The sequence below is a fragment of the Arthrobacter sp. Hor0625 genome, assembly GCF_052567525.1.
This window is the reverse complement of the sequence record NZ_CP199586.1, coordinates 2,855,087-2,880,636: the sequence shown is the minus strand read 5'-3', so window position 1 is coordinate 2,880,636 and position 25,550 is coordinate 2,855,087. Positions and strand designations below refer to the sequence as shown.

General features: G+C 69.5%; 24 protein-coding genes. 7 read left to right on the top strand and 17 right to left on the bottom strand.

Translation table 11 applies throughout. The annotated features are described in order from the left end of the window. Positions 1 to 193 precede the first annotated feature (193 nt). The 4 genes from ACTWLI_RS13290 to ACTWLI_RS13275 all read right to left on the bottom strand — a co-directional run bounded on the left by ACTWLI_RS13290 (position 194) and on the right by ACTWLI_RS13275 (position 3,152). Positions 194 to 469 carry a DUF6167 family protein gene (locus ACTWLI_RS13290; RefSeq protein ID WP_445154272.1) on the bottom strand — a complete coding sequence of 92 codons (276 nt, stop codon included), beginning with the start codon at positions 467 to 469 and terminating at the stop codon, positions 194 to 196. Positions 470 to 494: 25 nt separating this feature from the next. Further along, the gene (locus ACTWLI_RS13285; protein WP_445154271.1) at positions 495 to 869 is read right to left on the bottom strand and encodes a DUF948 domain-containing protein; all 375 of its coding nucleotides are present in this window, start codon (positions 867 to 869) and stop codon (positions 495 to 497) included. Positions 870 to 1,014: 145 nt separating this feature from the next. Continuing rightward, the gene (rpsD, locus tag ACTWLI_RS13280) at positions 1,015 to 1,641 is read right to left on the bottom strand and encodes a 30S ribosomal protein S4 (protein ID WP_445154270.1); all 627 of its coding nucleotides are present in this window, start codon (positions 1,639 to 1,641) and stop codon (positions 1,015 to 1,017) included. A gap of 191 nt (positions 1,642 to 1,832) precedes the next feature. Then, the gene (locus ACTWLI_RS13275; RefSeq protein ID WP_445156187.1) at positions 1,833 to 3,152 is read right to left on the bottom strand and encodes a replication-associated recombination protein A; all 1,320 of its coding nucleotides are present in this window, start codon (positions 3,150 to 3,152) and stop codon (positions 1,833 to 1,835) included. Positions 3,153 to 3,375: 223 nt separating this feature from the next. Here ACTWLI_RS13275 and ACTWLI_RS13270 point away from each other — a divergent pair, with 223 nt between their 5' ends. Further along, positions 3,376 to 4,023 carry an acVLRF1 family peptidyl-tRNA hydrolase gene (locus ACTWLI_RS13270; RefSeq protein WP_445154269.1) on the top strand — a complete coding sequence of 216 codons (648 nt, stop codon included), beginning with the start codon at positions 3,376 to 3,378 and terminating at the stop codon, positions 4,021 to 4,023. 110 nt (positions 4,024 to 4,133) lie between these two features. Here the strand turns inward: ACTWLI_RS13270 and ACTWLI_RS13265 are convergent, their stop codons facing one another. Then, positions 4,134 to 4,367, bottom strand: coding sequence for a hypothetical protein (locus ACTWLI_RS13265; RefSeq protein ID WP_445154268.1), 234 nt, complete (start codon positions 4,365 to 4,367; stop codon positions 4,134 to 4,136). 300 nt (positions 4,368 to 4,667) lie between these two features. Here ACTWLI_RS13265 and arr point away from each other — a divergent pair, with 300 nt between their 5' ends. Continuing rightward, positions 4,668 to 5,096 carry an NAD(+)--rifampin ADP-ribosyltransferase gene (gene arr, locus ACTWLI_RS13260; protein ID WP_445154267.1) on the top strand — a complete coding sequence of 143 codons (429 nt, stop codon included), beginning with the start codon at positions 4,668 to 4,670 and terminating at the stop codon, positions 5,094 to 5,096. Positions 5,097 to 5,183: 87 nt separating this feature from the next. On the opposite strand, the gene ACTWLI_RS13255 is transcribed toward arr, so the two are convergent. Then, the gene (locus tag ACTWLI_RS13255; RefSeq protein ID WP_445154266.1) at positions 5,184 to 6,935 is read right to left on the bottom strand and encodes a DUF222 domain-containing protein; all 1,752 of its coding nucleotides are present in this window, start codon (positions 6,933 to 6,935) and stop codon (positions 5,184 to 5,186) included. A gap of 101 nt (positions 6,936 to 7,036) precedes the next feature. Between ACTWLI_RS13255 and ACTWLI_RS13250 the strand changes: the two genes are divergently transcribed. After that, on the top strand, positions 7,037 to 7,528 hold the full coding sequence (locus tag ACTWLI_RS13250) for a hypothetical protein (RefSeq protein WP_445154265.1): 492 nt from the start codon (positions 7,037 to 7,039) through the stop codon (positions 7,526 to 7,528). 9 nt (positions 7,529 to 7,537) lie between these two features. Here the strand turns inward: ACTWLI_RS13250 and ACTWLI_RS13245 are convergent, their stop codons facing one another. Together ACTWLI_RS13245 and aspS are read right to left on the bottom strand one after the other, a co-directional pair. After that, positions 7,538 to 8,323 (bottom strand): GNAT family N-acetyltransferase, encoded by a 786-nt coding sequence (locus tag ACTWLI_RS13245; protein WP_445154264.1) that lies wholly within the window; start codon positions 8,321 to 8,323, stop codon positions 7,538 to 7,540. A gap of 81 nt (positions 8,324 to 8,404) precedes the next feature. Further along, positions 8,405 to 10,198, bottom strand: a complete 1,794-nt coding sequence (aspS, locus tag ACTWLI_RS13240; protein WP_445154263.1) for an aspartate--tRNA ligase — start codon at positions 10,196 to 10,198, stop codon at positions 8,405 to 8,407. A gap of 95 nt (positions 10,199 to 10,293) precedes the next feature. On the opposite strand from aspS, the gene ACTWLI_RS13235 reads away from it, so the two are divergent. Further along, a complete protein-coding gene (locus ACTWLI_RS13235) occupies positions 10,294 to 11,574 on the top strand; it encodes an APC family permease (RefSeq protein WP_445154262.1) in 1,281 nt (426 codons plus the stop codon). An 18-nt stretch (positions 11,575 to 11,592) separates the two neighbouring features. Here the strand turns inward: ACTWLI_RS13235 and hisS are convergent, their stop codons facing one another. Beyond that, positions 11,593 to 12,951, bottom strand: coding sequence for a histidine--tRNA ligase (hisS, locus tag ACTWLI_RS13230; protein ID WP_445154261.1), 1,359 nt, complete (start codon positions 12,949 to 12,951; stop codon positions 11,593 to 11,595). 236 nt (positions 12,952 to 13,187) lie between these two features. Here hisS and ACTWLI_RS13225 point away from each other — a divergent pair, with 236 nt between their 5' ends. The 3 genes from ACTWLI_RS13225 to ACTWLI_RS13215 all read left to right on the top strand — a co-directional run bounded on the left by ACTWLI_RS13225 (position 13,188) and on the right by ACTWLI_RS13215 (position 16,224). Continuing rightward, positions 13,188 to 13,988, top strand: coding sequence for a peptidylprolyl isomerase (locus ACTWLI_RS13225; RefSeq protein ID WP_445154260.1), 801 nt, complete (start codon positions 13,188 to 13,190; stop codon positions 13,986 to 13,988). Positions 13,989 to 14,049: 61 nt separating this feature from the next. Beyond that, positions 14,050 to 15,516 carry a DUF349 domain-containing protein gene (locus tag ACTWLI_RS13220; protein ID WP_445154259.1) on the top strand — a complete coding sequence of 489 codons (1,467 nt, stop codon included), beginning with the start codon at positions 14,050 to 14,052 and terminating at the stop codon, positions 15,514 to 15,516. A gap of 126 nt (positions 15,517 to 15,642) precedes the next feature. Next, a complete protein-coding gene (locus ACTWLI_RS13215) occupies positions 15,643 to 16,224 on the top strand; it encodes a type IV toxin-antitoxin system AbiEi family antitoxin (protein ID WP_445154258.1) in 582 nt (193 codons plus the stop codon). A gap of 40 nt (positions 16,225 to 16,264) precedes the next feature. On the opposite strand, the gene ACTWLI_RS13210 is transcribed toward ACTWLI_RS13215, so the two are convergent. From ACTWLI_RS13210 to ACTWLI_RS13175, 8 genes are all read right to left on the bottom strand, one after another. After that, complete coding sequence (locus ACTWLI_RS13210) at positions 16,265 to 18,658, bottom strand: RelA/SpoT family protein (protein WP_445154257.1); 2,394 nt, start codon at positions 18,656 to 18,658, stop codon at positions 16,265 to 16,267. A 144-nt stretch (positions 18,659 to 18,802) separates the two neighbouring features. Beyond that, complete coding sequence (gene secF / locus ACTWLI_RS13205) at positions 18,803 to 19,810, bottom strand: protein translocase subunit SecF (protein WP_445154256.1); 1,008 nt, start codon at positions 19,808 to 19,810, stop codon at positions 18,803 to 18,805. Further along, positions 19,811 to 21,571 carry a protein translocase subunit SecD gene (secD, locus tag ACTWLI_RS13200; protein WP_445154255.1) on the bottom strand — a complete coding sequence of 587 codons (1,761 nt, stop codon included), beginning with the start codon at positions 21,569 to 21,571 and terminating at the stop codon, positions 19,811 to 19,813. 106 nt (positions 21,572 to 21,677) lie between these two features. Continuing rightward, entirely contained in the window at positions 21,678 to 22,106 is a 429-nt protein-coding gene (gene yajC / locus ACTWLI_RS13195) for a preprotein translocase subunit YajC (protein ID WP_445154254.1), read from the bottom strand. Between the two features lie 212 nt (positions 22,107 to 22,318). After that, the gene (gene ruvB / locus ACTWLI_RS13190; RefSeq protein ID WP_445154253.1) at positions 22,319 to 23,407 is read right to left on the bottom strand and encodes a Holliday junction branch migration DNA helicase RuvB; all 1,089 of its coding nucleotides are present in this window, start codon (positions 23,405 to 23,407) and stop codon (positions 22,319 to 22,321) included. Beyond that, on the bottom strand, positions 23,400 to 24,044 hold the full coding sequence (ruvA, locus tag ACTWLI_RS13185) for a Holliday junction branch migration protein RuvA (protein WP_445154252.1): 645 nt from the start codon (positions 24,042 to 24,044) through the stop codon (positions 23,400 to 23,402). The genes ruvB and ruvA overlap by 8 nt, the downstream gene beginning before the upstream one ends. Positions 24,045 to 24,159: 115 nt before the next feature. Further along, positions 24,160 to 24,798 (bottom strand): crossover junction endodeoxyribonuclease RuvC, encoded by a 639-nt coding sequence (gene ruvC, locus ACTWLI_RS13180; protein WP_445154251.1) that lies wholly within the window; start codon positions 24,796 to 24,798, stop codon positions 24,160 to 24,162. Further along, complete coding sequence (locus tag ACTWLI_RS13175; protein WP_445154250.1) at positions 24,795 to 25,550, bottom strand: YebC/PmpR family DNA-binding transcriptional regulator; 756 nt, start codon at positions 25,548 to 25,550, stop codon at positions 24,795 to 24,797. The genes ruvC and ACTWLI_RS13175 overlap by 4 nt, the downstream gene beginning before the upstream one ends.

The following is a 25,550-nucleotide window of genomic DNA, read 5'->3' as shown; positions in this document are numbered from 1 at the left end:
GCTGCGTGGTGCCGCATCATTGGCTCTGCGTTGTTAGTACTGCTGCGTTTGTTAGTGCTGCCGCGCTTCGTGGGGCTGCGGCATTCGGTGGGACTATGCGGGGGTGGTGCTGCCGTGCCCCTCGGACGGCGGGAGCCGCGGAGCCGACGACCCGCTGCTCCGCGGGACGCCGCTGCTGTCCATTCTCTCCCGGCTAGCGCCGGATCGCACCCCGGACGGTGGCGGCAGCGGAGCCGGCACCGCCGTCGGTAGCGCCGCCGGCGTCGACGCCGAGGGCGGTGCGGAGTTCGGTTTCCCGTTCCCGCATGCCGGCCCGGACGGCGTCGGCGAAGTCATAGACGCCGTCGGTCAGCCGTCCGACGGCGCGGTTGAGGCCTTCGGGACCGAGCGAGGACTGGGCCTCGCTGAGCTTGCGGACGGCGATGACGCCGATCGCGACGCCGATGCCCATCCAGATGATCCTGTTCATGTCCAGCTCCTGTGTGCGGGTCGGGTCAGCGGCTGCGGCGGCCGGTGGCGGGCTTCTTGCGGGCCGTGAAGGCCGAGCGGACCCCGTAGCTGAAGGCGGCGATCTTGATCATCGGTGAACCCACGGTCGCGGCGACCAGCGAGGACAGCGCCGAGATGTTGGCGGAGGCGTCGGAGACGTTTGAGGCGATCCCGTCGACCTTCTTCAGCTGCTGGTTGGTCGTGGAGACGGTCGCGGTGACCTCGTCCATGAGCGGGGTGGCGCCGTCGCTGATGGAGCGGATGGTGCTGCGGACCTCGTCCAGCACGCCGCCGAGCTTGAAGATCGGGACCGCGAGCAGCAGGACCAGCAGTGCAAACACTCCGGCCGCGATCAGGCCGGCAATATCGCCACCAGACATAGACGTTCATCTCCTTGAAACTACGTGGATTCCTGCGTGGTCCTCCGGCCGCGGGACGGCAGGCGGAGAACTCCCCCAAGTACCTTACATACAAAGAAGCCCGCGGCGCTTGCCACGGGCTTCTTTGTAAGGTGTCGCGCTGGTTCTAGCGTGCGTAGAATTCCACGACGAGCTGCTCTTCGCAGGTCACGGGGATTTCGGAGCGCTTCGGGCGACGGACCAGGCGGGCCTGGAGTGCCTCGAGCTTGACGTCGAGGTACGCCGGAACCGTCGGCAGAACGTCGCGGTGTGCGCCGGCTGCTGCGACCTGGAACGGAGGCATGGATTCGCTGCGGCTGTGGACGTGGACCAGCTGGCCCTCGCCGACGCGGAACGACGGGCGGTCAACGCGGACGCCGTCAACGAGGATGTGGCGGTGCACAACCAGCTGGCGAGCCTGGGCGATGGTGCGGGCGAAGCCTGCGCGCAGCACGAGGGCGTCAAGACGCATCTCGAGCAGTTCGATCAGGTTTTCACCGGTCAGGCCCTTGGTGCGGCGTGCTTCTTCGAAGGCACGGGTCATCTGGGCTTCGCGGATGCCGTACTGGGCGCGCAGGCGCTGCTTTTCGCGCAGACGAACGGCGTAGTCGGAGTCCTGCTTCTTGCGCGCGCGGCCATGCTCACCGGGGCCGTACGGGCGGCGCTCCATGTACTTGGCGGCCTTGGGGGTCAGAGCAATGCCGAGTGCGCGCGAGAGGCGTGCGGTACGGCGAGCACGAGTGTTGTTAGCCACTTGTGTCCTTCCAATATCTGCGGTGTGTCAGTGTTACTGGCCTCCACGATGGAGAGCATCGGCCAACCGCTGCCTTTTGCTACTGGGCACAGGGCAAACCCGTCCCGCACAGCAGAAACTGCCGGTGGTGGTGGATTGTGCGTCCGTGCCTTGCCAGACAACGAACTATCCTAGCACGGCCGGCGCCTGCCCTAGGTGCCCCGGATGATCTTCCGCAGCCGCTGTAGCCGGGTGGAGATGTCTCGTTCGGCCCCGTTGGCGGTGGGTTCGTAGTAGTTCCGGCCCACGAGGTCGTCCGGCGGGTACTGCTGGGTGGCCACAGCGTGCGGGGCGTCGTGGGCGTATTTGTAGCCCTTGCCGTGGCCCAGCTGCTTAGAGCCGGGGTAGTGCGCGTCGCGCAGGTGCGCCGGGATGCCCCGGCCCAGGCCGGCCCGGACGTCGGCGATGGCCTGGTTGATCCCGAGGTACGCGGCGTTGGACTTCGGCGCGGTAGCCAGGTGCACGACGGCTTCGGCCAGGATGATGCGGCCCTCGGGCATGCCGATCAGCTGCACGGCCTGTGCGGCGGCGACGGCGGTCTGCAGGGCCGTGGGGTCGGCCATGCCGACGTCCTCGGCCGCGGAAATCACGATCCGCCTGGCCACGAAGCGGGGGTCCTCCCCCGCCTCCAGCATCCGGGCGAGGTAGTGCAGGGCGGCGTCGACGTCGGAGCCCCTGATGGACTTGATGAACGCGCTGGCGACGTCGTAGTGCTGGTCCCCGGCGCGGTCGTAGCGCACCGAGGCCACGTCGAGGGCGCGCTCGGTGTGCTTGAGCTCGATCGTCACGGGCGCCCCGGCGGCTTCCCCGGTCCCGGGGCCGCCCGCAACGTCGTCCGCGTCCCCGAAGGCGACGCCGGCGGCGGCCTCCAGCGCCGTGAGCGCCCGGCGGGCGTCGCCGCCGGAGAGCCGCACAAGGTGGGCCAGCGCCTCCGGCCCAAGCTTGACCGTGCCGCCAAGGCCGCGGGCGTCGGCGACGGCGCGTTCGAGCAGGCCTTCGATGTCGGCGTCCGTGAGCGGTTTGAGCGTCAGCAGCAGCGACCGCGAGAGCAGCGGGGAGACCACCGAGAACGACGGGTTCTCCGTGGTGGCCGCGACCAGGACCACCCAGCGGTTCTCGACGCCGGGCAGCAGCGCGTCCTGCTGGGCCTTGTTGAAGCGGTGGATCTCGTCCAGGAACAGCACGGTGGTGGTCTTGTACAGGTCCCGGGCGGTGAGGGCCTCGTCCATCACGCGCCGCACGTCCTTGACCCCGGCGGTGATCGCGGAGAGCTCGACGAACTTCCGGCCCGGGCCTTTGGCGATCACGTGCGCGAGGGTGGTTTTGCCGGTGCCCGGCGGGCCCCAGAGGATCAGCGAGCTGGGCCCGGCCGGGCCGGTGGCGTCGCTGCCGGCCGCGAGCTGCCGCAGCGGCGAACCGTGGCCCAGCAGGTGCTGCTGGCCGACGACGTCGTCCAGGCTCCGCGGCCGCATCCGGACAGCGAGAGGACTGCGCGGCGCGGTCCGGGCCGGCGCGCCGTCCGGGGCGCGGTCGCTGCCGGTTTCCTCGGCGTCACTGTCATGGTGCGCGGACGCGGTGTCCTGCCCTGCGCCAAAGAGATCATCCACATAGATAGGCTACTTCTAGTTCCCGGCCGCCCCGACACGGCGGCCGCCCCTGTAACCCCGTCCGCACCTCACATCGGAGACCCGCGCCATGGCCAGCCCCGACACGCGAGTGGCATTCGTGTCCGGCGACCGGCTGCCCGGCTGGGTGGAGCGTTTCGCCGCCAGCCACGGGGAGCTGCGCGAGGACCCGGAGGATGCCGGGCTGCGGCTGATCGCCGCCGACGGCGCCACCGCGCTGCTGCTGCCGCCGTGGCCGGTGGACGGCCGCCCCGGCCGCGGGGGCGACCCTGTGGCCCGGCTGGCGTCCCTGGCCTCGCAGCCGCGGCGCCTCGGGGCGGTCCTGGTGCGCCGCGGCGGCTATTCGGTCGCGGTGGTCTCCGAGGGCCGGGTGCTCGCGTCCAAGACCGGGACCCGGCACGTGCAGTCCCGCACCGCGGCCGGGGGCTGGTCCCAGCAGCGCTTCGCCCGGCGCCGGGCCAACCAGGCGGACGCCCTGGTCGAGGCCGTCGCCGAGCATGCAGCCCGGGTTTTCGCGGACCACAGCATCGAATACCTCGCCCCGGGCGGCGACCGCACCCTGGCCGATCAGGTGCTGGCCGAACCCGTACTGAAAAGCTATGCGGCGCTGGGCCGGCTGCCCTTCCTGGATGTCCCCGACCCGCGGGCGGCGGTGCTGAAGAAGGCCGCCGCGGACCTGTGCGCCGTGCGGATCGTGGTGACGGACCCGCCGGCTTAGCGGCAGCCTCGGACCTGGGGCCAGCCCCGAGCCCGCCCGTCCCCGGGCGGGCCCGGCGTCGGGCCGGGCCCAAAGAAAGCGTCGGGGCGGCCCCGCCGTCGGGATCAGTGCTACTTGCGTGCCGGAGCCGCAGGAAGGCGTGATGCCAGCACCAGGCCCGCGGCGATCTGCAGGGCGCTCACGGCCCTGGTCAGTCCGGGATGCCCGGCCCACATACGCATGTACTTGCGCCACGGTTCCGGGCCGGACTCCCAGCGGATCGAGTGCTGGACCGGGAACACCAGCCCGAGGACACCGTCACCGATGGCCATCATCGCCGCGGATTCCGCCAGAACTACTTTCATGGGATGCCTCCATCCTTTTGCGTCCGGAACGGGCTGGTGCGGCAATCTGACCGCCGAGGCGCATGGCTGTGGCCCGTTCGTTGGTTCAGCACGATGTGGTTCACACCGGGTGATTGTTCCGATTTTTCTCCGGCCACACCTGGGGTTCCCAGTGCTGAAATGCCCTCTCCCCCATCAGTGTCCCTGGCCGGTGCCCGTACCGTGCCCTCCTGGCGGACAAGGCGGCTATCTTGGAGCGACGGGCTGCTTACGCCAGCGGCCGCCGGCAGCAATTGGGACAACGACGTCGAGGAGGAATGCATGGAGGACCATCCCGAGGCGCCCGAGGTCCAGGATCCGGGGCCCTTTTTCCACGGCACCAAGGCTGACCTGAAGCCGGGGGACCTGCTGGAACCGGGCTACAGCTCGAATTTTGGTGCACGCAAAAAGTCGAACTTCATCTACCTGACCGCAACCCTCGATGCCGCCACGTGGGGCGCCGAACTCGGGGCCGGCGAGGGACCGGGCAGGATCTACCGCGTGGAACCAACGGGCCCGTTTGAGAACGACCCCAATCTGACGGACAAGAAGTTTCCGGGAAACCCGACAAGGTCCTACCGAACCCGCGAGCCGCTGCGGGTGGTCGATGAAGTTCGGGATTGGCAGCCACACTCTCCCGAAGTGTTGCAGCACATGCGGAATCACCTGGAAGAACTGAACCGGCTCGGCGTCGAGGCCATCAACGACTGACCCGATCACTACAGCCGATGCGGTTGTTCCGGGCACTGCCGCCGCGTAACGCAGACCAGCAGTGGTTGCCCTGGGCCAGCGACGGGGTCAGGCGGCGGTGAACTGGTACCAGTCCGCGAGCGGGTCCGTAGGCAGCTCCATACCGGGATCCAAGCCGGGGTCGTCCGGGCCAGCTTCCGGTTCAGGTTCCTGGTCTGCGGTGAACTGGAACCAGTCCGTGAACGGGTCCGCAGGCAGCCCCATGTCGGGATCCCACCCGGGATCGCCAGCCCTGCCCTCGTCCACTGGCGCGCCGGATTCCAAGATTGCGTCGGTGAGCGGGATGTTGTCCGGCCAGGTTGGTGGTTCCCAGTCCTGGGGTTCGCTGGCGTAAGTCCGCCCCGCCGGTGAGATCCAGCCCGGCGGGCTGGTCTTCGTGGCCCCGACGGGCCGCCACGCGCTGGCGTGTTTGAGGCGGTGGTGTTTCCGGCACGGCTGGCCAAGGTTGCTGATCCCGGTGGTCCCTCCCTCGGCCCAGGCCAGCACATGATCGGCATCCGTGTCGAGGGAAGAGTTGTTGCAGCCGGGAAACGGGCATCTGCCGTCACGCAGGCGCAACCACTGCCGCAGGGCCTTGGTGACCCGGTAACTGGTCCGCCCGATCTCCAGCGGCGCCCCGTCCCGCGGATCAACCAGGACCCGGTGGAACGAATCCGCGCCGCCGGCGACCAGACGCCGGGCCATCGACGGCGGGATCGGCCCGTACCCGTCCAGCATCGCCGGCTCCTCCGTCACTCCTAGAAGCGAGAAGACCGGGACGGTGACGAGGACCTGCGCCCGCGGAACCGGCACCTCCCCGCCCACGATGCCCGCGCCCGCTATATCCCCAGTCACGGTGTTCCCGTCAAGGACGTCACCGCACACGACCGGGCGCTCGTCCGTCCCGTGTCCGGTGCCGACCGTTCCGCCACGAATGTCAGCGCCGTCACCGGTCCTGGCGCCAGTGCCGCCGTTGCCGGTGAGGAGCAGGGTGGCCGCGACGTCGGCGCGGAGCTGGGTCAGGGTCCGGGCCTCCAGCGGGCCCTGCAACGCCCTCGCCCCGGCAGTGGTGCGGTTCCAGATCCCCGCCGCGGTCTCCGCCGGAAGATACGCGTTGAACCACGCCATGCCATCGCTGTCCGGAACGAACTCCACCCGCCGGTCCGCCGCGCACCGGACGTGCCGGGCCTCGATGCTCACAGGATGGTGGCGTTCGCGCCAGGTGCGCGCCCTGGCGCGGAACCGGCACGGAACCAGCTCCCCGGCCGGGCAGCCGCGCGCCGGGTCCGGCGCGCCCGGGTCCAGGAAGTGCGCTTCCAGCGCCGCCGCCCCGGCTGCGTCCAAGTTCGCTGTCTCATCCACCATGATCCGGGCGTGCTGCCACGAGAGGGTCCCGGCTTGCAGGGCTTTCAGGGTCAGCGGCAGCCTTTCCGTAAGTGCCACACAGTCGGAGATCAGCGCCCCGGCCGTGCGTTCGGAAACGGTCATGGCACCTGCGACCTCGGCGACCTCCGCCATCTCCTGAGCGGTGTTGGGCAGTTCCGGTGCCGCCAACGCCTTGGTCGCGTCCAGATACTCCGCGGTGATCCGGGCCCGCAACGCCGCGCTCCGCGCATCCAGCCGCGCCAGCTCCGCGAAACCGTCCAGACACGCTTCCGCCCGTTCCCGCAACGGATCAGCACCATCCGGCTGCGGTTCGTACCCGCCGTCGGGCAAGCCGGAGGAAGCCGCGCCAACAAGAGCATTCAACGCAACGGCGGAATCAGCGACGGCCGCCGCCGCCTCCTGGGTTTCCGTACTAAAAGCCGCGCTGCTTTTCATACCCCCATCAAAGCAGGGAGCACCGACAGTATTAGGGCTGGCTGCGGCCCGGCCGGAGGGGTTCCCCGGAATCCCTCAGTGATGGCCGCTAGGGTGGGCCCATGCCACAAACCGCCGGCCAGAAGCTCGGGTCGTTACTGCTGCCGTTGTATTTGCTGGCAGTCCTTGCCGGTATGGCAACCGGCGCGGCTGTCGGCGCTGTCCTGAGCGCAATTTCGGCCCTCCAGCGGGTCCTCGACCCCGTCCTCGCCGCGACATGGGGACCGGGCGGACCGGGGATCATCCCCATCCTGGTCGGTGTGCCGGTCGGTGCCGGGATGGCGTTGGCCCCGGCAACCGGCGCCGTCGCGGGGCTGTTCGTGCAGGCCTGGAAATTGCCGTTCCCGTCGGTCAGGAGCCAGGCCCGCGCCGCGGCGTGGGGTGCCGGGCTGGCGTCCGTCCTGCTGACGTGCGGTGCGTTGTTCATGGACGGCGGCAGTATCCCTGCGATCATCGCGGCCGGGGCAGCGTATGCGCTGGTGTCCTTCTATCTGGCGTCGGCCATCACCTCGAGGCTTCTCCGGTACCGGGGGTCCCGGGACGCACCGGACTGAGGCACCTGGTCAGCAGCCCGTGAGGTGCCTCGTGGGGCGTTCCTGCCGGTAAATGTAGCGGCCGGCCGGCCGGAACCCTGCGCGGGTGTAAAGTTCGCGGGCTCCGGTGTTGGCGGCCGTCACCAGCAGCCAGAAGGACGTGGCACCGCGGGCTTCGCCTTCGCGCAGCAGCGCCTGCAGGATGCGGGAGGCGTAACCGCGCCGCCGGGCGTCCGGGCGTGTCGCCATGCAGTACAGCCCGCCCGCGGCGCCGCCGGCTTCCGGCGGCAGGGACAGGCGCCCGACGGCGGCCGGCTCACCGCCGTCGTCGCGCACGAGGGCGTACAGCGAGGGGCACGCTTCAAGAATTCCCCGGGCGACGGCGAGGTCCTTGTCGCCACCGCGGCCGTCCACACTCCACCACAGCCGCAGCCATTCCGGAGTGGGAGCCTCGGATATTTCGACGCCGCCGGCGGCAGGAACCACCGTCCCGCCGTCCCGGACCAGTATCAGGGTCTCGGACTGCCGGGTGAACCCTTCGGCGTCCAGCAGGGCGTTGAGCGGCGCGGAGCGCGGGTCGTCGAAGACCTGGAAGATCAGCGGGAGCCGGCGTTTCCGGTACCAAAGGCGCGCCTGCCTGAGAGCCGCTGAAAGCAGGTGCGGATCCGGGCCAGGTTCGCGCGGCCACACGGAGTTGGCCCGTTGGGTCACCCCGGAAGCCGCGCGGAGGACCCAGCCCGCATGCTCCTCCCGGTCGGGGGCGGCCCACGCGGCGTCCATCAGCGCTTCGATCCCAGGCATCGGTTCCGCTGCCATGCGGCCCCCCTCCCCCTACTTCTAAGAGACAGCAAAGGCTCCCCGGTTGCCCGGGAAGCCTTTGCTGATCGTCACGCCAGGCTACTTGGCGCCGTCCGCCGGAGGCGCGGCTTTCTTGGCCTCCGGCTTGAAGTCCACGCCGGCTTCCTTGCGCTGCTGGGCCGTGATCGGTGCCGGCGCCTGGGTCAGCGGGTCGTAGCCGCCGCCGGACTTCGGGAAGGCGATGACGTCGCGGATCGAGTCCACGCCGGCGAGCAGCGAGACGACGCGGTCCCAGCCGAACGCGATGCCGCCGTGCGGGGGCGCGCCGAACTTGAAGCCCTCGAGCAGGAAGCCGAACTTCTCCTGCGCGTCCTCGTGCGAGAGGCCCATGACCTTGAAGACGCGCTCCTGGATGTCGCCCTGGTGGATACGGATCGAGCCGCCGCCGATTTCGTTGCCGTTGCAGACGATGTCGTACGCGTAGGCCAGCGCCGATTCCGGATCGGTGTCGAAGCTGTCCATGAACTCCGGCTTGGGCGAGGTGAAGGCGTGGTGCACGGCCGTCCACTTGCCGCCGCCGACGGCGACGTCACCGGAGGCGACAGCGGCTGCGGCCGGTTCGAACATCGGCGCGTCGACGACCCAGCAGAAGGCCCAGTCGCTCGGGTTGATCAGGCCGGTGCGGTGGCCGATCTCGACGCGGGCGGCGCCGAGCAGCGCCCGGGACGGGGTCTTCTCACCGGCGGCGAAGAAGATGCAGTCACCGGGCTTGGCGCCGACGGCGTCGGCCAGGCCGGCGCGTTCGGTCTCGGTCAGGTTCTTGGCGACGGGGCCGGCCAGCTCGCCGTCTTCCTTGTAGAGCACGTAGGCGAGGCCCTTGGCGCCGCGCTGCTTGGCCCATTCCTGCCAGGCGTCAAGGGCGCGGCGGGCCTGCGAGGCGCCGCCCGGCATGACGACGGCACCGACGTAGGGAGCCTTGAAGACGCCGAAGTTGGTGTCCTTGAAGAACTCGGTGAGCTCGGTGAGCTCCCGGCCGAAGCGCAGGTCCGGCTTGTCCGAGCCGTACCGGGCCATCGCGTCGTTGTAGGTGATGCGCTGGATGGGCGTGGGGATCTCGACGTCGATCAGCTTCCACAGCGCCTTGACGAGGCTTTCACCGAGGTTGATGATGTCGTCCTGCTCCACGAAGCTGGCTTCGATGTCGAGCTGGGTGAATTCCGGCTGGCGGTCCGCGCGGAAGTCCTCATCACGGTAGCAGCGGGCGATCTGGTAGTACTTCTCGAAGCCGCCGACCTGCAGGAGCTGCTTGAACAGCTGCGGCGACTGCGGCAGGGCGTACCAGGAACCCGGTGCGAGGCGGGCGGGCACGACGAAGTCGCGGGCGCCTTCCGGCGTCGAACGCGTCAGGGTGGGGGTCTCGATCTCGACGTAGCCGTCCTGGTGCAGCAGCTCACGGGCCACGCGGTTGGCCTCCGAGCGCAGCCGCAGGTTCCGGGCGGGGCCGGGGCGGCGCAGGTCCAGGTAGCGGTGCTTGAGGCGTGCCTCTTCGCCGACCTCGACGTGCTCGTCGATTTGGAACGGCAGCGGGTCCGAGGTGTTGAGGATGGTGACCTTCTCGGCCATGACCTCGATCTCGCCGGTAGCCAGCGCCGGGTTCTCGTTGCCCTCCGGGCGCTTGGCGACCGTGCCGATGACCTGCAGCACGAACTCGTTACGGAGGCCATGGAAGACCTCTTCCTCACGGACGACGACCTGGGCGACGCCCGAGGCGTCGCGCAGGTCCACGAATGCGACACCACCGTGGTCACGACGCCGGCCGACCCAGCCGGCGAGGGTTACGGTTTGTCCAATGTGCTCGGAACGAAGCGATCCGAGGTCGTGTGTGCGCAGCACAGCTCGCCTTTCAGCAGGAAAACAGGTGGTATTAGGGTGGACCATTGCGGGAACGGTCCCGTCTGAGTTTACCCGCTGGAAAGGACCCGTCCGCCATGGCCCTCCCTCCCACCCCGCCGGGGCAGCTGCAGCGCCGCCTCGGCGTCGTTGATTCCACCGCGATCGGCCTCGGGTCGATGCTGGGGGCGGGCGTGTTCGTGGTGTTCTCCCCCGCCGCCGCCCTGGCCGGGCCGCTGCTGGCCGTTGCGGTCGCCGTGGCCGGGGTGGTGGCCTACTGCAACGCCGTCGCCTCCGCCCAGCTCGCCGCCCGGTATCCCTCCAGCGGGGGCACCTACGTCTACGGCCGCCGGCAGCTGGGCGAATGGCCGGGGTTCATCGCCGGCTGGGGGTTCGTGACCGGCAAAACCGCGTCCTGCGCCGCGATGGCCCTGACCTTCGGGCACTACGTGGCGCCGGGGTTCGCCACCCCGATAGCGGTGGCCGCCGTCGTCGTGCTGACCGGTGTGAACCTGCTCGGCATCACGCGCACCGCGCTGCTGACCAAAATCCTGCTGGCGGTCGTGCTCGCCACCATCGCGTTCGTGGCGGCCGCGGCGCTGATCGGCCCGCACCCGGCCGGCGCGGCGTCCGGGACCCTGGCATCCGGGATGACGGCGGCGGGGGCGTGGGGCGTGCTCCCGGCGGCCGGACTGATGTTCTTCGCCTTCGCCGGCTACGCGCGGATCGCCACCCTGGGCGAGGAGGTCAAGGACCCGGCGACGACGATCCCGCGCGCCATCCTCGCTGCCCTCGCCGGGGCGTTCGTCATTTACCTTGGCCTGGCCGTGCTGCTGCAGTGGCACCTGCCGGCGGACCGGCTGGCCGCCTCCTCTGCCCCGCTGCTGGACGCCGTCGCGGACTCCGGGCTGCGCGCCGGCGTGCCGCTGGTCCAGGCGGGCGCCGCCGCCGCGTGCCTGGGCGCGCTGCTGGCCCTGATCACCGGGGTTGGCCGGACGACGATGGCGATGGCCCGGGAACGCGACCTCCCCCCTGTCCTGGCCCGGGTCGGCGGGCGGCACACGGTCCCGTTCGTTGCCGAACTTACCGTGGCGGCGGCGGTGATCGTGCTGCTGCTGACCACCAACGTGCTGACCGTGGTGGGCTTCTCCAGCTTCGGCGTGCTGGTCTACTACGCGGTGGCCAACGCCGCCGCGTTCACTCTGGCCGGCCCGCGCCGCTTCGCTCCCCGCTGGCTCAACGTCCTGGGCTTCGCCGGCTGCGTACTCCTGGCGCTGACGCTGCCGCCGGCCTCGGCACTGGGGATGGCCGCGGTGCTTGCGGCGGGGATCGCCGGGCGGGCGCTGGTGCTGCGGCTCCGGGCCCGCAACGGGGCCTGACCCGGCCTAGCTGTACAGCTAGGCCCGGGTCACCCGGACGTGCAGGTCCTCCTCGGCCGGGGCCCAGGTGGCGGGGTCGGCGTCGACCTGCTCACCGGTGCGGATGTCCTTGACCTGGTGTTTGCCGTCGTCGTCGGTGAACCAGACGAACGGGATGCCGCGGCGGTCAGCGAACTTGATCTGCTTGCCGAACTTCTCGGCCTTCGCCGCGACCTCGGTCGCGATCCCGCGGGCGCGCAGCTGCGCCGCGACATCCTGCGCGGCGCCCCAGCTGCCGTCGTCGTTCAAGGCCACCAGCACGGCCGTGGGGACGGCCCGGGAGGCCTTGGCGAGGTCCTGGCTGAGGATCCGGGACACCAGCCGGGTCACGCCGATGGAGAGCCCGACGCCGGGGAACTTGCGGTTGCCCTTGCTCGCCAGCGCGTCGTAACGGCCGCCGGAGCAGATCGAGCCGAGCTGCTCATGGCCCACCAGGACCGTCTCGACGACGGTGCCGGTGTAGTAGTCGAGGCCGCGAGCGATACTGAGGTCCGCGACGACTTTGCCCGGGGCGCGCTGGACCGCGGCGGCGATGACCTGTTCCAGTTCGTTCAGGCCCTCCTCGAGCAGCTCGTTGCTCACGCCGAGGGCACGGACCTGCTCGACGAACGACGTGTCCGGGGTGCGGATGCCGGCGAGCTTGAGGGCGGCCTGCGTCTGCTCCTCGGTGGCGCCGAGCTCCGACTTAAGCAGCTCGGCGACCTTGGCGGGACCGATCTTCTCCAGCTTGTCGATGCTGCGCAGCACCCCGGCGGTGTCGGTGAGGCCGATGCCGTTGTAGAAGCCTTCGGCCAGCTTGCGGTTGTTGATCCGGAGGAGGAAGTCCGGGATCGGCAGGGCGGACAAGGCCTCGGCGATCACCAGCGCGATCTCGACGTCGTAGCGGAACGGCAGCTCGCCGTCGCCGACAATGTCGATGTCCGCCTGGGTGAACTCGCGCGCCCGGCCCTCCTGCGGGCGCTCACCGCGCCAGACCTTCTGGATCTGGTAACGGCGGAACGGGAAGGCCAGGTAACCGGAGTTTTCCACCACGAAGCGGGCGAACGGCACGGTGAGGTCGAAATGCAGGGCCAGGGCGTGCGGGTCCGCCTTGTGCGAGGCGGAGGCCGCGTCCGCGGCGTCGCCGGCGTCGTCCTGGAGCCGGCTGAGGCCGTAGACCTCCTTGTCGATCTCCCCCTTGCGCAGCAGCTGCCCGACGGTTTCCACGGCGCGCGTCTCGATGGACGAGAAGCCGTGCAGCTCGAAGGTCCGCCGCAGGGTGTCCAGCACATGCAGTTCCACCAACCGCTCCTCGGGAAGCCACTCGGGGAATCCGGACAGGGAGGCGGTGCGTGCCATGGTGGAATTTTCTCCTCGGGTTACGACGGCGGCGGGAAGGTGCGCGGGCGCAGCGGCCGCGGCGTCCCGCGCAGACCGGCCGGTCATGCATAAACTGTGTGCGGCAGTCAGTTTATGCTCTCGGCGCGCTCATCTCTAATGCGGCGGCGCCCGGACAGTACTGCCGGCAGCTCGCGCGCTGCACCGGACCGGCGCCCCGGCGCCGACCGGGTGCGGCCCTACTTCCAGGAGGACTTTTGGCGGCCAGTTCACGCAGTGCACGCGAGGCCAAGCGGCGCGTCCAGCAGATGGAGGCCAAGCGGGAGCTGCGCCGTGACCAGGACCGGCGGCGGAAACGCGACAACATCGTCGCCGCCGCGGGCGGCGGCGCCGCCCTTGTCCTGGCGCTCGTGCTGCAGCTCGCCGTGTTCTCCGGCAACCCGAGCGAGGACGACTTCAAGGCTGCCGAAGCCGGCCTCGAGAGCCCCACCGCCAGCCCATCCGCCGCCGCGAGCAACGGGCCGGAGATCCCGAAGCCGGAAACCGCGGCCGGCAAGAAGTTCACCGGCACGCTGGCGCTGAACCGCGGCAGCCTCGGCGTCGAACTGGACGGCACGAAGGCCCCGCAGGCCGCCGCCGTCTTCAAGTCCCTCGCGGACCAGGGCTTTTACAAGGGCCTGAGCTGCCACCGGCTGACCACCGCCGAGTCCTTCGGGGTGCTGCAGTGCGGTTCCAAGTCCGGCGACGGCAGCGGCGACCCTGCCTACACGTGGGGCCCGCTGGAGAACACCCCGGCAGACAACAAATACCCGGCCGGCACCATTGCCGTGGCCCGGACCGGCGGGAACGCCTACGGCAACGGAACCCAGTTCTTCATCGTCTACAAGGACACCCAGATCCCCGCCGACGCGGCCGGCGGCTACACCGTCGTCGGCAAGGTCACCTCCGGACTCGACGTGGTCAGCAAGATCGCGGCGGCGGGAATTAAACCGGGTTCCAGCGCAACGGACGGCGCACCTGTGGAACCAGTCACGATAGACTCGTTCTCTCTGAAGTAACCAGCCGGGGCCCGTGCGGCCGCGGTGCCGGTATTTCCCTCCAAGCGAAAGACTTCTAGCGGTGACAGACAGTCAGAAATCCGACGAAACAGTGGCAGCAGCTGCCAACCAGACCGAGGCCCCGGCCACGGCCCCCGAGGCAGGTGCAGCAGCCCCGGCCCCCGCGCCGTCGCCTGCACCGCGCCCCGCGCCCTCTCCGGCCGCTTTCGCCGCCCGGCCCAAGGCCGCGCCGTCCCCCGTGGTGACCGCTGCCGCTGCCGCGTCAAGCGCCGCCTCCCTGGCCGAAGCGTCCCGCTGGGGCCGGGTGGAGGGAGACGGCCACGTCTTCCTGACCATCGACGGCGAGGAGCACCCGGTCGGCCAGTACCCGGGCGTCAGCGACGACGAGGCGCTGGGCTACTTCGCGCGTAAATACGACGACGTCCTCGCCCAGATCGTCCTGCTGGAGCAGCGGGTGGCGTCCAAGGCGCCGGCCACCGACATGCAGAAGACCGTGACACACCTGCGGGAAATCCTTGCCGAGCGCAACATGGTGGGCGACCTTCGCGCCGCCGAGGCCCGGCTGGACACCCTCTCCGGCCAGATCACCGAGCTTGAGAAGACGGAAAAGGCCGAGCACGACGCCGTCCGCGCCGCCGAACTCGCCGCCCGCGAGGCGATTGTCGCCGAAGCCGAGCAGATCGCCGGGAACGACCCTGCCCAGACGCAGTGGAAGACCTCCAGCGCGCGGATGAACGAGCTGTTCGAGAGCTGGAAGACCGCCCAGAAGAGTGGGGTCCGGCTGGGCCGCAGCAACGAGGACGCCCTCTGGAAGCGGTTCCGCGCCGCCCGCACCGTCTTTGACCGGCACCGCCGCGCGTACTTCTCCCAGCTGGACAGCATCAACTCGGCGGCGAAGGCCGCCAAGGAAAAGCTGATCGCCGAGGCGGAGGCGCTGTCCTCCTCCACCGAGTGGGGCTACGCCGCCGGCGAATACCGGCGCCTGATGGACCAGTGGAAGGCCTCGCCCCGCGCCAGCCGCAAGGACGACGACGCGCTGTGGGCCCGCTTCCGCGCGGCCCAGGACGTCTTCTTCACCAACCGGCAGGCCGCCAACGACGAGATTGACCAAGAATACGGCGCGAACCTCGTGGTGAAGGAAGCCCTGCTGGCCGAGGCGAACGAGCTCCTGCCGATCAAGGACCTCGCCGCCACGAAGAAGGCCCTGCAGTCCATCCGCGACCGCTGGGAAGACGCCGGCAAGGTCCCGCGGGCCGACATGGGCCGGATCGAAGCGGGCCTGCGGAAGGTCGAGGACGCTGTCCGCCACGCCGAGGATGAGAACTGGCAGCGCTCCAACCCGGAGACCAAGGCCCGCACCAACAGCGCCCTGACCCAGCTGGAATCCGCCATCGCCGGCCTCAAGGAGGACCTGGCCCAGGCCGAGAAGGCCGGGGACGAGCGGAAGATCGCGGCGGCCCGGGAAGCCCTCGAGGCACGCCAGGCCTGGCTGGAGCAGCTCGAACGCTCCGCCAGCGAACTCTCCTAGCAGTACGGCGCGGCCAGGCAGCCGCCGCCTGGCAACTACTGCCGAAGGGACAGGCCCCGTTCCGGTTATCCACATGACCGGAAGGGGGCCTGTCCTGCGTCCCGGGCCGGGCGCGACCATGGCTGGATGGTTCTGTTGCACGCCGCCGACGACACCCCTGAGGTGCTCTACTCCCCCGGCCTGCCCTTTTCCTGGCCGGAACTGCAGGCCATGGCGGCCGACGGCGTGCTCGTCCGGTTCGCCCAGCGCGGGTTCCTGCCGCCCGGTGCGCAGTCCACCCCGCGGCTGCGTGCCCGGGCCGTCGCCTGCGCCCTTCCGGCGCCGGTACGGCAGCGGGTCGTCGCGGGACGGATGACCGCGGCCTGGATTTTCGGCTGCGCGCCCGAACCGGACCGGCTCGCCCTGCTGGTGGACGCCAACCGCCGGGTGTCGAGCCTGCGCGCCACCCGCGGCTGCAGTTTCCATGAGGTGAAGCTGGGCCCCTTCGACGTCGTGAGCCTCGGCGGGATACTGGTGTCCAGCCCGCTGCGGACCGCGGTGGATATCGCCCTGCACGTCGAGGCCGCGCGGGCATTACCGGCCCTTCAAGCCTTCCTCGACACGCCCGCGCTGGGCATCCGCACGGGTCTGCTGCGCCGGGCCGTCGAGGCAGTCCCGCGGCTGCCGTACCGGAAGACCGCGCTGGCGACGCTGGCCGCCCTCGAGTGAGGCTGCCAGCGTCAACCGCCAGCGGCGGTAACGGCCGCGGTCAGCTGCGGCGGCGGTTCCCGGTGGTGCGGTAGACGTCAAAGACACCGTCGATCCGGCGGACCGCGCTGAGCACGTGGCTCAGGTACTTCGGATCGCCCATCTCAAATGCGAACTTCGAGATCGCGACCCGGTCGGTCGAGGTGTGCACGCTGGCGGCAAGGATGTTGACGTGGTTCTCGGACAGCACCCGGGTGACGTCGGACAGCAGCGACTTGCGGTCCAGGGCCTCGACCTGAATTTCGACCAGGAAGACGCTGGACTGCGTCGGCGCCCACTCCACTTCAACGATCCGGTCCGGCTGGTCCATCAGCCCGGACACGTTCGTGCAGTCGGTGCGGTGGACCGACACGCCCGAGCCGCGGGTCACGAAGCCCAGGATCGGGTCCGGCGGCACCGGAGTGCAGCACCGCGCCAGCTTCACCCAGACGTCATCGACGCCGCGGACCACGACGCCGGAGTCGGAGTACCGGGCCTTGCTGACCTGCGCGGGGATGGACACCTCGGTGAGGTCGTCCTCGGGGGTCTCGTTGCCGCCCAGGCTCTCGACGAGCCGCTCCATCACGGACTGGGCGGAGGTATGACCGTCGCCGACGCCCGCGTAAAGGCCGGAGATGTCCGTGTACTTGAAGTCCTCGGCGATCGCAGCGAGGGCGTCGTGGGTCATCAGGCGCTGCAGCGGCAGGTTCTGCTTGCGCATCGCCTTGGTCAGCAGCTCCTTGCCGCGGTCGATCGCCTCCTCGCGGCGCTCCTTGCTGAACCACTGCCGGATCTTGTTCCGGGCCCGGGCGCTCTTGACGAAGTGCTGCCAGTCCTGGCTGGGCCCGGCGCCTTCGGCCTTGGAGGTGAAGATCTCCACCCAGTCGCCGTGGTTCAGTTCACTGTTGAGCGGGACGAGCTTGCCGTTGACGCGCGCACCGATCGTACGGTGCCCGACTTCGGTGTGCACCGCGTAGGCGAAGTCCACCGGCGTCGAACCGGCCGGCAGCGCCATCACCTCACCCTTGGGGGTGAAGACGAACACCTCGCGGGCGTTAATCTCGAACCGCAGCGAGTCGAGGAACTCCCCCGGGTCGGAGGTTTCCTGCTGCCAGTCCACGAGCGAGCGGAGCCAGCCCATGTCGCCGTCGCGCGGGCTGCCCGGACCCGCGGCGGTGCGGTTGGGCTGGTCCTTGTACTTCCAGTGCGCCGCGACACCGTACTCGGCGCGGCGGTGCATCTCATGGGTGCGGATCTGGATCTCCACCGGTTTGCCGCCCGGACCGATCACCGTGGTGTGCAGCGACTGGTACATGTTGAACTTGGGCATCGCAATGTAGTCCTTGAACCGGCCCGGCAGCGGGTTCCAGCGCGAGTGCATGGCCCCCAGCGCCGCGTAGCAGTCCCGGACCGAGTCCACGAGCACCCGGACGCCCATCAGGTCGTTGATGTCGTCGAAATCCTTATCCCGGACGATCATCTTCTGGTAGATCGAGTAGTAGTGCTTGGGCCGGCCCGTGATGGTCGCCTTGATCTTGGCCGTCCGCAGGTCCTCGGTGATCTGGTTGCGGATGACGGCGAGGTTCTTCTCCCGCTCGGGGGTCCGCTCCCCGACCATCCGCACGATTTCCTCGTAGACCTTCGGGTAGAGCGCCGCGAAGGACAGGTCCTCCAGCTCCCACTTGATCGTGTTCATGCCGAGCCGGTGCGCCAGCGGGGCGAAGATCTCCAGGGTTTCGCGGGCCTTGCGCGCCGAGGACTCGGCGGAGACGAAGCGCCAGGTACGGGCGTTGTGCAGCCGGTCCGCGAGCTTGATCATCAGGACGCGGATGTCCTTGGCCATCGCCACGACCATCTTGCGCACGGTCTCGGACTGGGCGGCCTCCCCGAAGCTGACCTTGTCCAGCTTGGTGACGCCGTCCACCAGCATCGCGACCTCGGGCCCGAACTCACCCTTCAGGTCCTCCAGCGTGTAGGAGGTGTCCTCGACCGTGTCGTGCAGCAGCGCGGCGGCGAGGGTGGTCCCGTTCAGGCCCAGTTCGGCCAGGATGGTGGCGACGGCGACGGGGTGGGTGATGTACGGGTCGCCGCTCTTGCGCTTCTGTCCGCGGTGGCAGCGTTCGGCGACGACGAAGGCGCGCTGGATGAGCTCGAAGTCGTCCTTGGGGTTGTTGGCGCGCACGGTGCGCAGCAGCGGCTCGAGGATGGGCGAGTACGCGGGGGTGCCGCGGCCGGTGAGGCGGGCCAGCCGGGAGCGGGTGCGTTCGCGGCGGCCCGGGAAGGTGGGCCGGGCTCCGGAGTTGTCGACGGGCACGGCCGTGTCGGAACGGCCGGCAGCCACGACGCCGGTTCCCGGCCCCTGGCCGGAGGCCTTTTCCGCCGGGGCGGCTGGCACCGGCGTCGAACGTTCTTCCACTGAAGCACCTCTCAAAACCCGTTAATTATTCAAGTCTATTCCCGCGGCAGGATACTTCGATAACCGCGCCTCCTACGCCGACGGGCCGGAGGACGCCGCTAGGACGTTCTCCGGCCCGTCGGGGCGCTCGTGTACCGCGGGCGGTCAGGCCGTGGCGGGTGCCTGCCTGGCCGGGTCGGCGGCCCGGCGCTGCTGGACGCGCTTGGCCTGCTTGACCAGGTCCGGCTCGCCCTGGCGCAGCCACGCGTACAGCGGCGCGGCGACGAAGATGGTCGCGGCGGTGCCGATCAGGATGCCCACGAACAGCGCCAGCGAGAGGTCCCGCAGCGTGCCCGCGCCGAGCAGTCCGGCGCCGATGAAGAGGATCGCACCGACCGGCAGGATGGCGACCATCATGGTGTTGATGGAGCGCACCAGGGTCTGGTTCACGGCGAGGTTGACTTCCTCGGCGAAGGTGCGCCGGGTGGAAGCCTGCAGGTCCGCGGTGTTTTCCCGGATCTTGTCGAAGACCACCACGGTGTCATACAGGGAGTAACTGAGCACGGTCAGGAAGCCGATGATCGCCGAGGGGGTGACCTCGAAATCGCTGAGCGAGTACACGCCGGCGGTGATGAACATCGTCACGGCCATGCCGGCGAGTGCGGACAGGGACATCTTCCAGGTCCTGAAGTACAGCGCCATGAGCACCGCTGCGAGGCCGACGAAAATCGCCAGGCCGATCAGCGCCTGCTTGGTCACGTCCGCGCCCCAGGTCGGGCCCACGAAGGTGGAGGTCACTTCGTTGTCGGTGACCCCGTACGCCTTGGTGAGCCCGTCCTTGATCCGGAGCGTCTCATCGTCGCTGAGCTTGTCCGTCTGGATCCGCATCGTGTTGCCGGCGACGTTGGCCACGCGCGGCAGGGTGCCGGAGACGACGTCCTGGACGGCCTTCTCGCCGAGGGCCGGGTCGCGGTCCTTGACGTTGGAGACCGTGAATTCGGAGCCGCCGCGGAACTCGATGCCGAGGTTGAATCCGCCCTTGACGACCGGCAGCAGGATCGACAGTGCGACGGCGACCGCGGCGACCAGGAACCAGATCTTCTTGGCTCCGACGAAGTCGTAGGACCGCTTGCCGGTGTAGAGGTCGTTGCCGAATGTGGCGAAGCTGGCCATTTACTTGCCTTCCTTGGACGCGCTCTTGCTGGACCCGGCGAGTTGTTCCTGCCGTTCCGCGAGCCGCCGTTCTGCGATGGTCATGCGCCGTTCGGCTTCGGCCGCGGCACGGCTGTTCTTGGCGCGCGGGGCGGCGGCGGGCCGCTCCTCCGGCGTGCGGATCCGTCCGGCACCCCGGTAGAGGGGCACGGCACCGAGCCGCTTCGGGTCCAGGCCGGAGAACTTGTGGCCTTCGCCGAAGAACTTGGTCCGGGCCAGCAGCTGCAGGGTCGGGTGCGTGAACATGAAGACCACGATCAGGTCGGCGATCGCCGTCAGGCCCAGGGTGAACGCGAAGCCGCGGACGTTGCCGACGGCGACGAAGTAGAGCACCAGGGCGGCCAGCAGGTTCACGGCCTTGGACGCCAGGACGGTGCGCTTGGCACGCTTCCAGCCGTTCTCCACGGCGGAGACCAGGCCGCGGCCCTCACGCAGTTCGTCGCGGATGCGTTCGAAGTAGACGATGAAAGAGTCTGCGGTCTGGCCAATGGCCACGATGATGCCCGCCACGCCGGCCAGCGAGAGCCGGTAGTTTTCGGTCCAGCCGAGGATGGCGATGGCCAGGTAGGTCAGCGCGCCGGCGACGACGAGGGAGGCGACGGTGACAAAACCGAGCGCCCGGTACTGGAACAAGGAGTAGACCACAACCAGCAGCAGGCCGATCAGACCGGCCAGCATGCCCATGCGCAGCTGCTCGCCGCCGAGCGTGGCGGAGATCTGCTGCTCGCTCTGGATATCGAAGCTGATCGGCAGGGCGCCGAAGCGCAGCTGGTCGGAGAGCGCCTTGGCGGACTGCTCGGTGAAGCCGCCGGTGATCTGCGGGCGTCCGTCGGTGATGACCGCCTGCGACCGCGGTGCGGAGATGACCTGGTCGTCCAGGACGATGGCGAACTGCGCCTTCGGGTCCGAGCCGGTCTCGCCGCCGGCGTCGACGTAGAACTTGTTCAGCCGTTCGGTGACCGTCTTGAACTTCGCGGTGCCCTCATCGTCGAACTGGATGTCGACGGCCCACTCGTTGGTGACGGCGCCCTGGGCGCCGCGCTGCAGCTGGAAGGACGAGGACTTGATGTTCGAGCCCTTGACCTCAACCGGGCCGAGGATGTACTTGATCGCGGGCCGGCCGTCGGCGGCGGGTTCGCAGGTGACCAGCGGCTTGGCCGGGTCGGAGCGTTCCTGCTTGTCCTGGGACGGGTTGTCGCAGTCGAGCGCCTCAAACTTCTTGTAGACGTCCGCCGTGACCCAGTTCTCGTCGCTGCCGTTCTTCGGGGCGGCGGTAGGCTTGGGCAGTTTCGCCGCCGGGGTCCGGGACGCTTCGGGCACCGGAGCGCCGGCGCCGGCCTGGATCACCGGGCGGAAGTTCATGTCGGCGGAGGCCTGGATCAGCTTGCGGGTCTCCTTGGAGGGGGTGCCCGGCAGGCTGACGATCACGTTGCGCCCGGACTGCGTGCTGATTTCGGCTTCCGCGACGCCGGAGCCGTCCACGCGCTGGCGGATGATCGCCACCGCCTGGTTCAGTTGCTCTTCGTTAATGTCCGAACCGCCCGCTACCTTGGGCGCCAGGATCATCTGGGTGCCGCCTTCAAGGTCCAGGGCCAGCTTCGGGGCCCAGCTTGCCTGCCCGGCCATGGTGCCGCCCGCCAGGACGGCCGTCAGGACGGCGAGGATAACGCCAAGCCAGACCAGCACCCGGAGGGCTGAATTTTTGGGGCCAGTTCGTGCCATTGTCGATCTTTCTATTGTTTACGGAAGAACCGCCGGCGGGCCCTGACGGGCCGGCGCCGGCGGATGCCCGCGCACCGTAGCTCCGCGGGATAGCTCAGGAGGCAGACTAGCTGTCTTTCCGGCCTTCATCGTTCAGGCGGCGCAGGGTTTCGTCCGGAGTTTCGTTGCGCGGGGTCTCGGCGGCGGGAGCTGTGCCTTCGACGCCGTCGACGGTGGCGTCGGTCTTTCCGACGGTCAGCGACGAGGCGTCGTCCGGAACAACCGTAGGCTCAGCGGCGGCGGCGGCCGGCTCGACGATCTTCGTGACGGCCTGGCGGTGCACCGTGGCGGTGTTGCCCGGGGAGAGTTCGAGCAGGACCTTGTTCTCGGCTTCGTCGATCTCGACGATGCGGCCGAAAAGGCCGAAGCTGGTCATGACCTCGACGCCGGGGCCGAACTTCGACTGGAGCTCCGCCTGCTGCTGCTGCGTCTTCTTGTTGCGGCGGAACATCATGAAGACGAACACGCCGAGCATGACGAACAGGAGAATTGTCATTGGATCCAAGGGAAAGTTCCGTTCTGTACTTGCAAGCTGATTGAGGGCATCGTCCGCTTCGTTCCGGGGCTGCCCGGGGCGGACCCCGGAAGGAAACCTGGCGGGACTACCTCGCCTGGCCTGCGACGGCCGGCAGGGACCGCACACGGAAACAAAGGCCCGAACGTGCCGAGCGTCATACCAGTCTAAAGGGAAAAGCCTGCGCGTGAGTGCTACTGCGGGTTACGGATCCATTCCGGATCCGCCTCTGCCGCGCCCTCGTCGGCCTGGAACAGCTCCAGCGGATCCTGGCCGGCCACCCCGGCGGGCACCGCGTAGCCCAGGTGCGTCCACGCGGCCGGCAGGGCGATCCGCCCGCGCGGGGTCCGGCCGAGGAGTCCCTCGCGGACCAGGTACGGCTCGGCAACCGTCTCCACCGTTTCGGTTTCTTCACCGACGGCGATCGCCAGCGTCGACAGTCCCACCGGACCGCCGCCGAACTTGGTGATCAGTGCCTCCAGCACGGACCGGTCCAGCCGGTCCAGGCCGCGCTTGTCGACCTCGTACATGTCCAGGGCCGCCGACGCCGCGCGCGCGTCGATCTGGTCGACGCCGTGCACGAGCGCCCAGTCCCGGACCCGGCGCAGCAGCCGGTTCGCGATGCGGGGCGTCCCCCGGGAGCGGCCGGCGATCTCGCTGAAACCGGCGGAATTGACCTTGAGGTCCAGCAGTCCGGCGGAGCGGCGCAGCACGAGCTCCAGTTCCTCGACGGCGTAGAACTCCAGGTGGCCGGTGAAGCCGAACCGGTCCCGCAACGGTCCGGGCAGCAGCCCGGCGCGGGTGGTGGCTCCGACCAGGGTGAACGGCGGCAGTTCCAGCGGGATCGCGGTGGCGCCGGCGCCCTTGCCGACGACGATGTCGACCCGGAAGTCCTCCATGGCCATGTACAGCATTTCCTCGGCGGGGCGGGACATCCGGTGGATCTCGTCGAGGAAGAGGACCTCACCTTCGGAGAGCGAGGACAGGATGGCGGCCAGATCGCCGGCGTGCTGGATCGCCGGGCCGCTGCTGATCCGCAACGGGGCGTTCATCTCCGCGGCGATGATCATCGACAGTGTGGTCTTGCCCAGGCCCGGAGGTCCGGAAAGCAGCACGTGGTCGGCGCTGCGGCCGCGCATCCGGGAGGCTTCCAGGACGAGCGACAGCTGCTTCCGGACCCGGTGCTGTCCGACGAAGTCGTGCAGGTTTTTCGGCCGCAGGGCGGCCTCGATGGCGCGTTCCTCGGGTTCTTCTCCCCCGGCGACCAGGGATGGCTCAGCCACGGGCGCCTGCCCGGTTCCCGGCGCGTGCCCCGTCCTGGCCGAGCCAGCGGAGCGTGGCGCGCAGGATTTCGGCGACGTTGCCCTGCTCGGCGAGGCCGGGGGAATCGGCCAGCGACTTGTCGATGCTGCTGGCGGCGTCCTTCTCGGACCAGCCCAGGCTGGTCATGGCGGCGATGACCTGTGGTTTCCAGACTGCCTCGGCGGACACGGCCGGCGCGGAGGTTCCGGGGGTGCCGTGCGGCACCAGTTTGCCTGCCAGCTCCAAAACGATCCGGCCGGCGACCTTGGGCCCGATGCCGGGGACCTTCGTGAAGGCTTTGTTGTCCCCGGAGTGGGCGGCGACCCGGATGGCCTCGGGGTCGTGGACGGCGAGCACGGCCAGCGCGAGCCGGGGACCGACGCCGCTGACACTGAGCAGGATGTCAAAGACCTCGCGCTCGTCGTCGCTGGCGAAACCGAACAGCGTCAGCGAGTCCTCACGCACGATCAGCGAGGTGAACAGCTTGCCCTCGTCACCGACCCTGAGCCGGCTGAGGGTCTGCGGGGTGGCGTGCACGCTCATGCCGGCGCCGTTGAGGTCGATGACTGCCGAGGACAGGCCGACGTGCGCCACCGTGCCGCGGAGAAAACTGATCAAGGCCTGGCTCCTGGGGTTACAGCTGGTGTCCAGCTGAGCTCTTACCGCCGGTACGGCCGGCACGCGCCGGCCATCCGAACATATCTACGAATACCCTAGCAAGCGGCCCGGACATTCAGCGCGCACGGCGCGCTTTGGCCTCCGCGTCCGCCCAGGCCCGCTGGGCGGCCGTGAGCGACTGGCCACCCGGGGCGGCGTCGGCCCAGGCCCGCTGGGCAGCGGTGAGCGACTGCCCCCCTGGCGCCCCGGCGCCTGCTGCCCTGCCCGACGTCGCGCCCCCGGCACGCCAGGCGTGCGTGATCGCCAGCGCCAGGGCATCGGCCGCATCGGCGGGCCGGGGCGGGGCGTCCAGCCGCAGGATTTTGGTCACCAGTTTGGTGACGGCGTCCTTGTTGGAGGTGCCGCTGCCGGTGACGGCGGCCTTGACCTCCGACGGGGTGTGCAGGGCTACCGGGATGCCCCGGCGGGCGGCGGCGGCGATGACGACGCCGGAGGCCTGGGCTACGCCCATCACCGTGCTGACGTTGAGCTGGGAGAAGACGCGTTCGACGGCGAGGACGTGCGGTTCGTGCTTGTCGAGCCAGTCGTCGATGGAGGTGGCGATCACCAGCAGCCGCTGGTCCAGCTCCTCCTCCGGGGAGGTCCCGACGACCCCGTAGGCCACCATGGTGGCCCGGCGGTTCTTCTCGACGTCCACGACGCCGATCCCGCAGCGGGTGAGGCCGGGGTCGACGCCGAGGACGCGAAGGGTCACTCGGCTTCCAGTGCGGCCTGCACTTCGTCGCTGAGGTCGGCGTTGCTATAAACGTTCTGCACGTCGTCGAGCTCTTCGAGCGCGTCCACGAGCTTCATGAACTTCTTGGCCGCGTCCAGGTCCAGCGGCACCTGCATGGAGGGCACGAACTCGGCCTCGTCGGTGTCGTAGTCGATGCCGGCTTCCTTGAGCGCCTCGCGGATGGCCTGCAGGTCGTTCGGCTCCGAGTGGATCTCGAAGCTGTCGCCGTTGTCCTTGACTTCCTCGGCGCCGGCGTCGAGCACGGCCATCAGGACGTCGTCCTCGGTAAGGCCGTTCTTCGGCAGCGAGACGACGCCCTTGCGGGAGAACAGGTAGCTGACTGATCCCGGGTCCGCGATGGTGCCGCCATTGCGGGAGATCGCGAGCCGGACCTCGGAGGCGGCGCGGTTCTTGTTGTCGGTAAGGCACTCGATCAGCAGCGCCGAGCCCTGCGGGCCGCGGCATTCGTACATGATCTCGGTGTAGTCGACGACCTCGCCGGTCAGGCCGGCGCCGCGCTTGATGGCGCGGTCAATGTTGTCGTTGGGGACGGAGGTCTTCTTGGCCTTGGTGACCGCCAGTTCCAGCCCGGGGTTGCCGGCCAGGTCGGGTCCGCCCATGCGCGCCGCGACTTCGATGTTCTTGATCAGCTTGGCGAACGACTTGGCCCGGCGGCTGTCAATGATGGCCTTTTTGTGCTTGGTCGTCGCCCATTTGGAGTGGCCTGACAT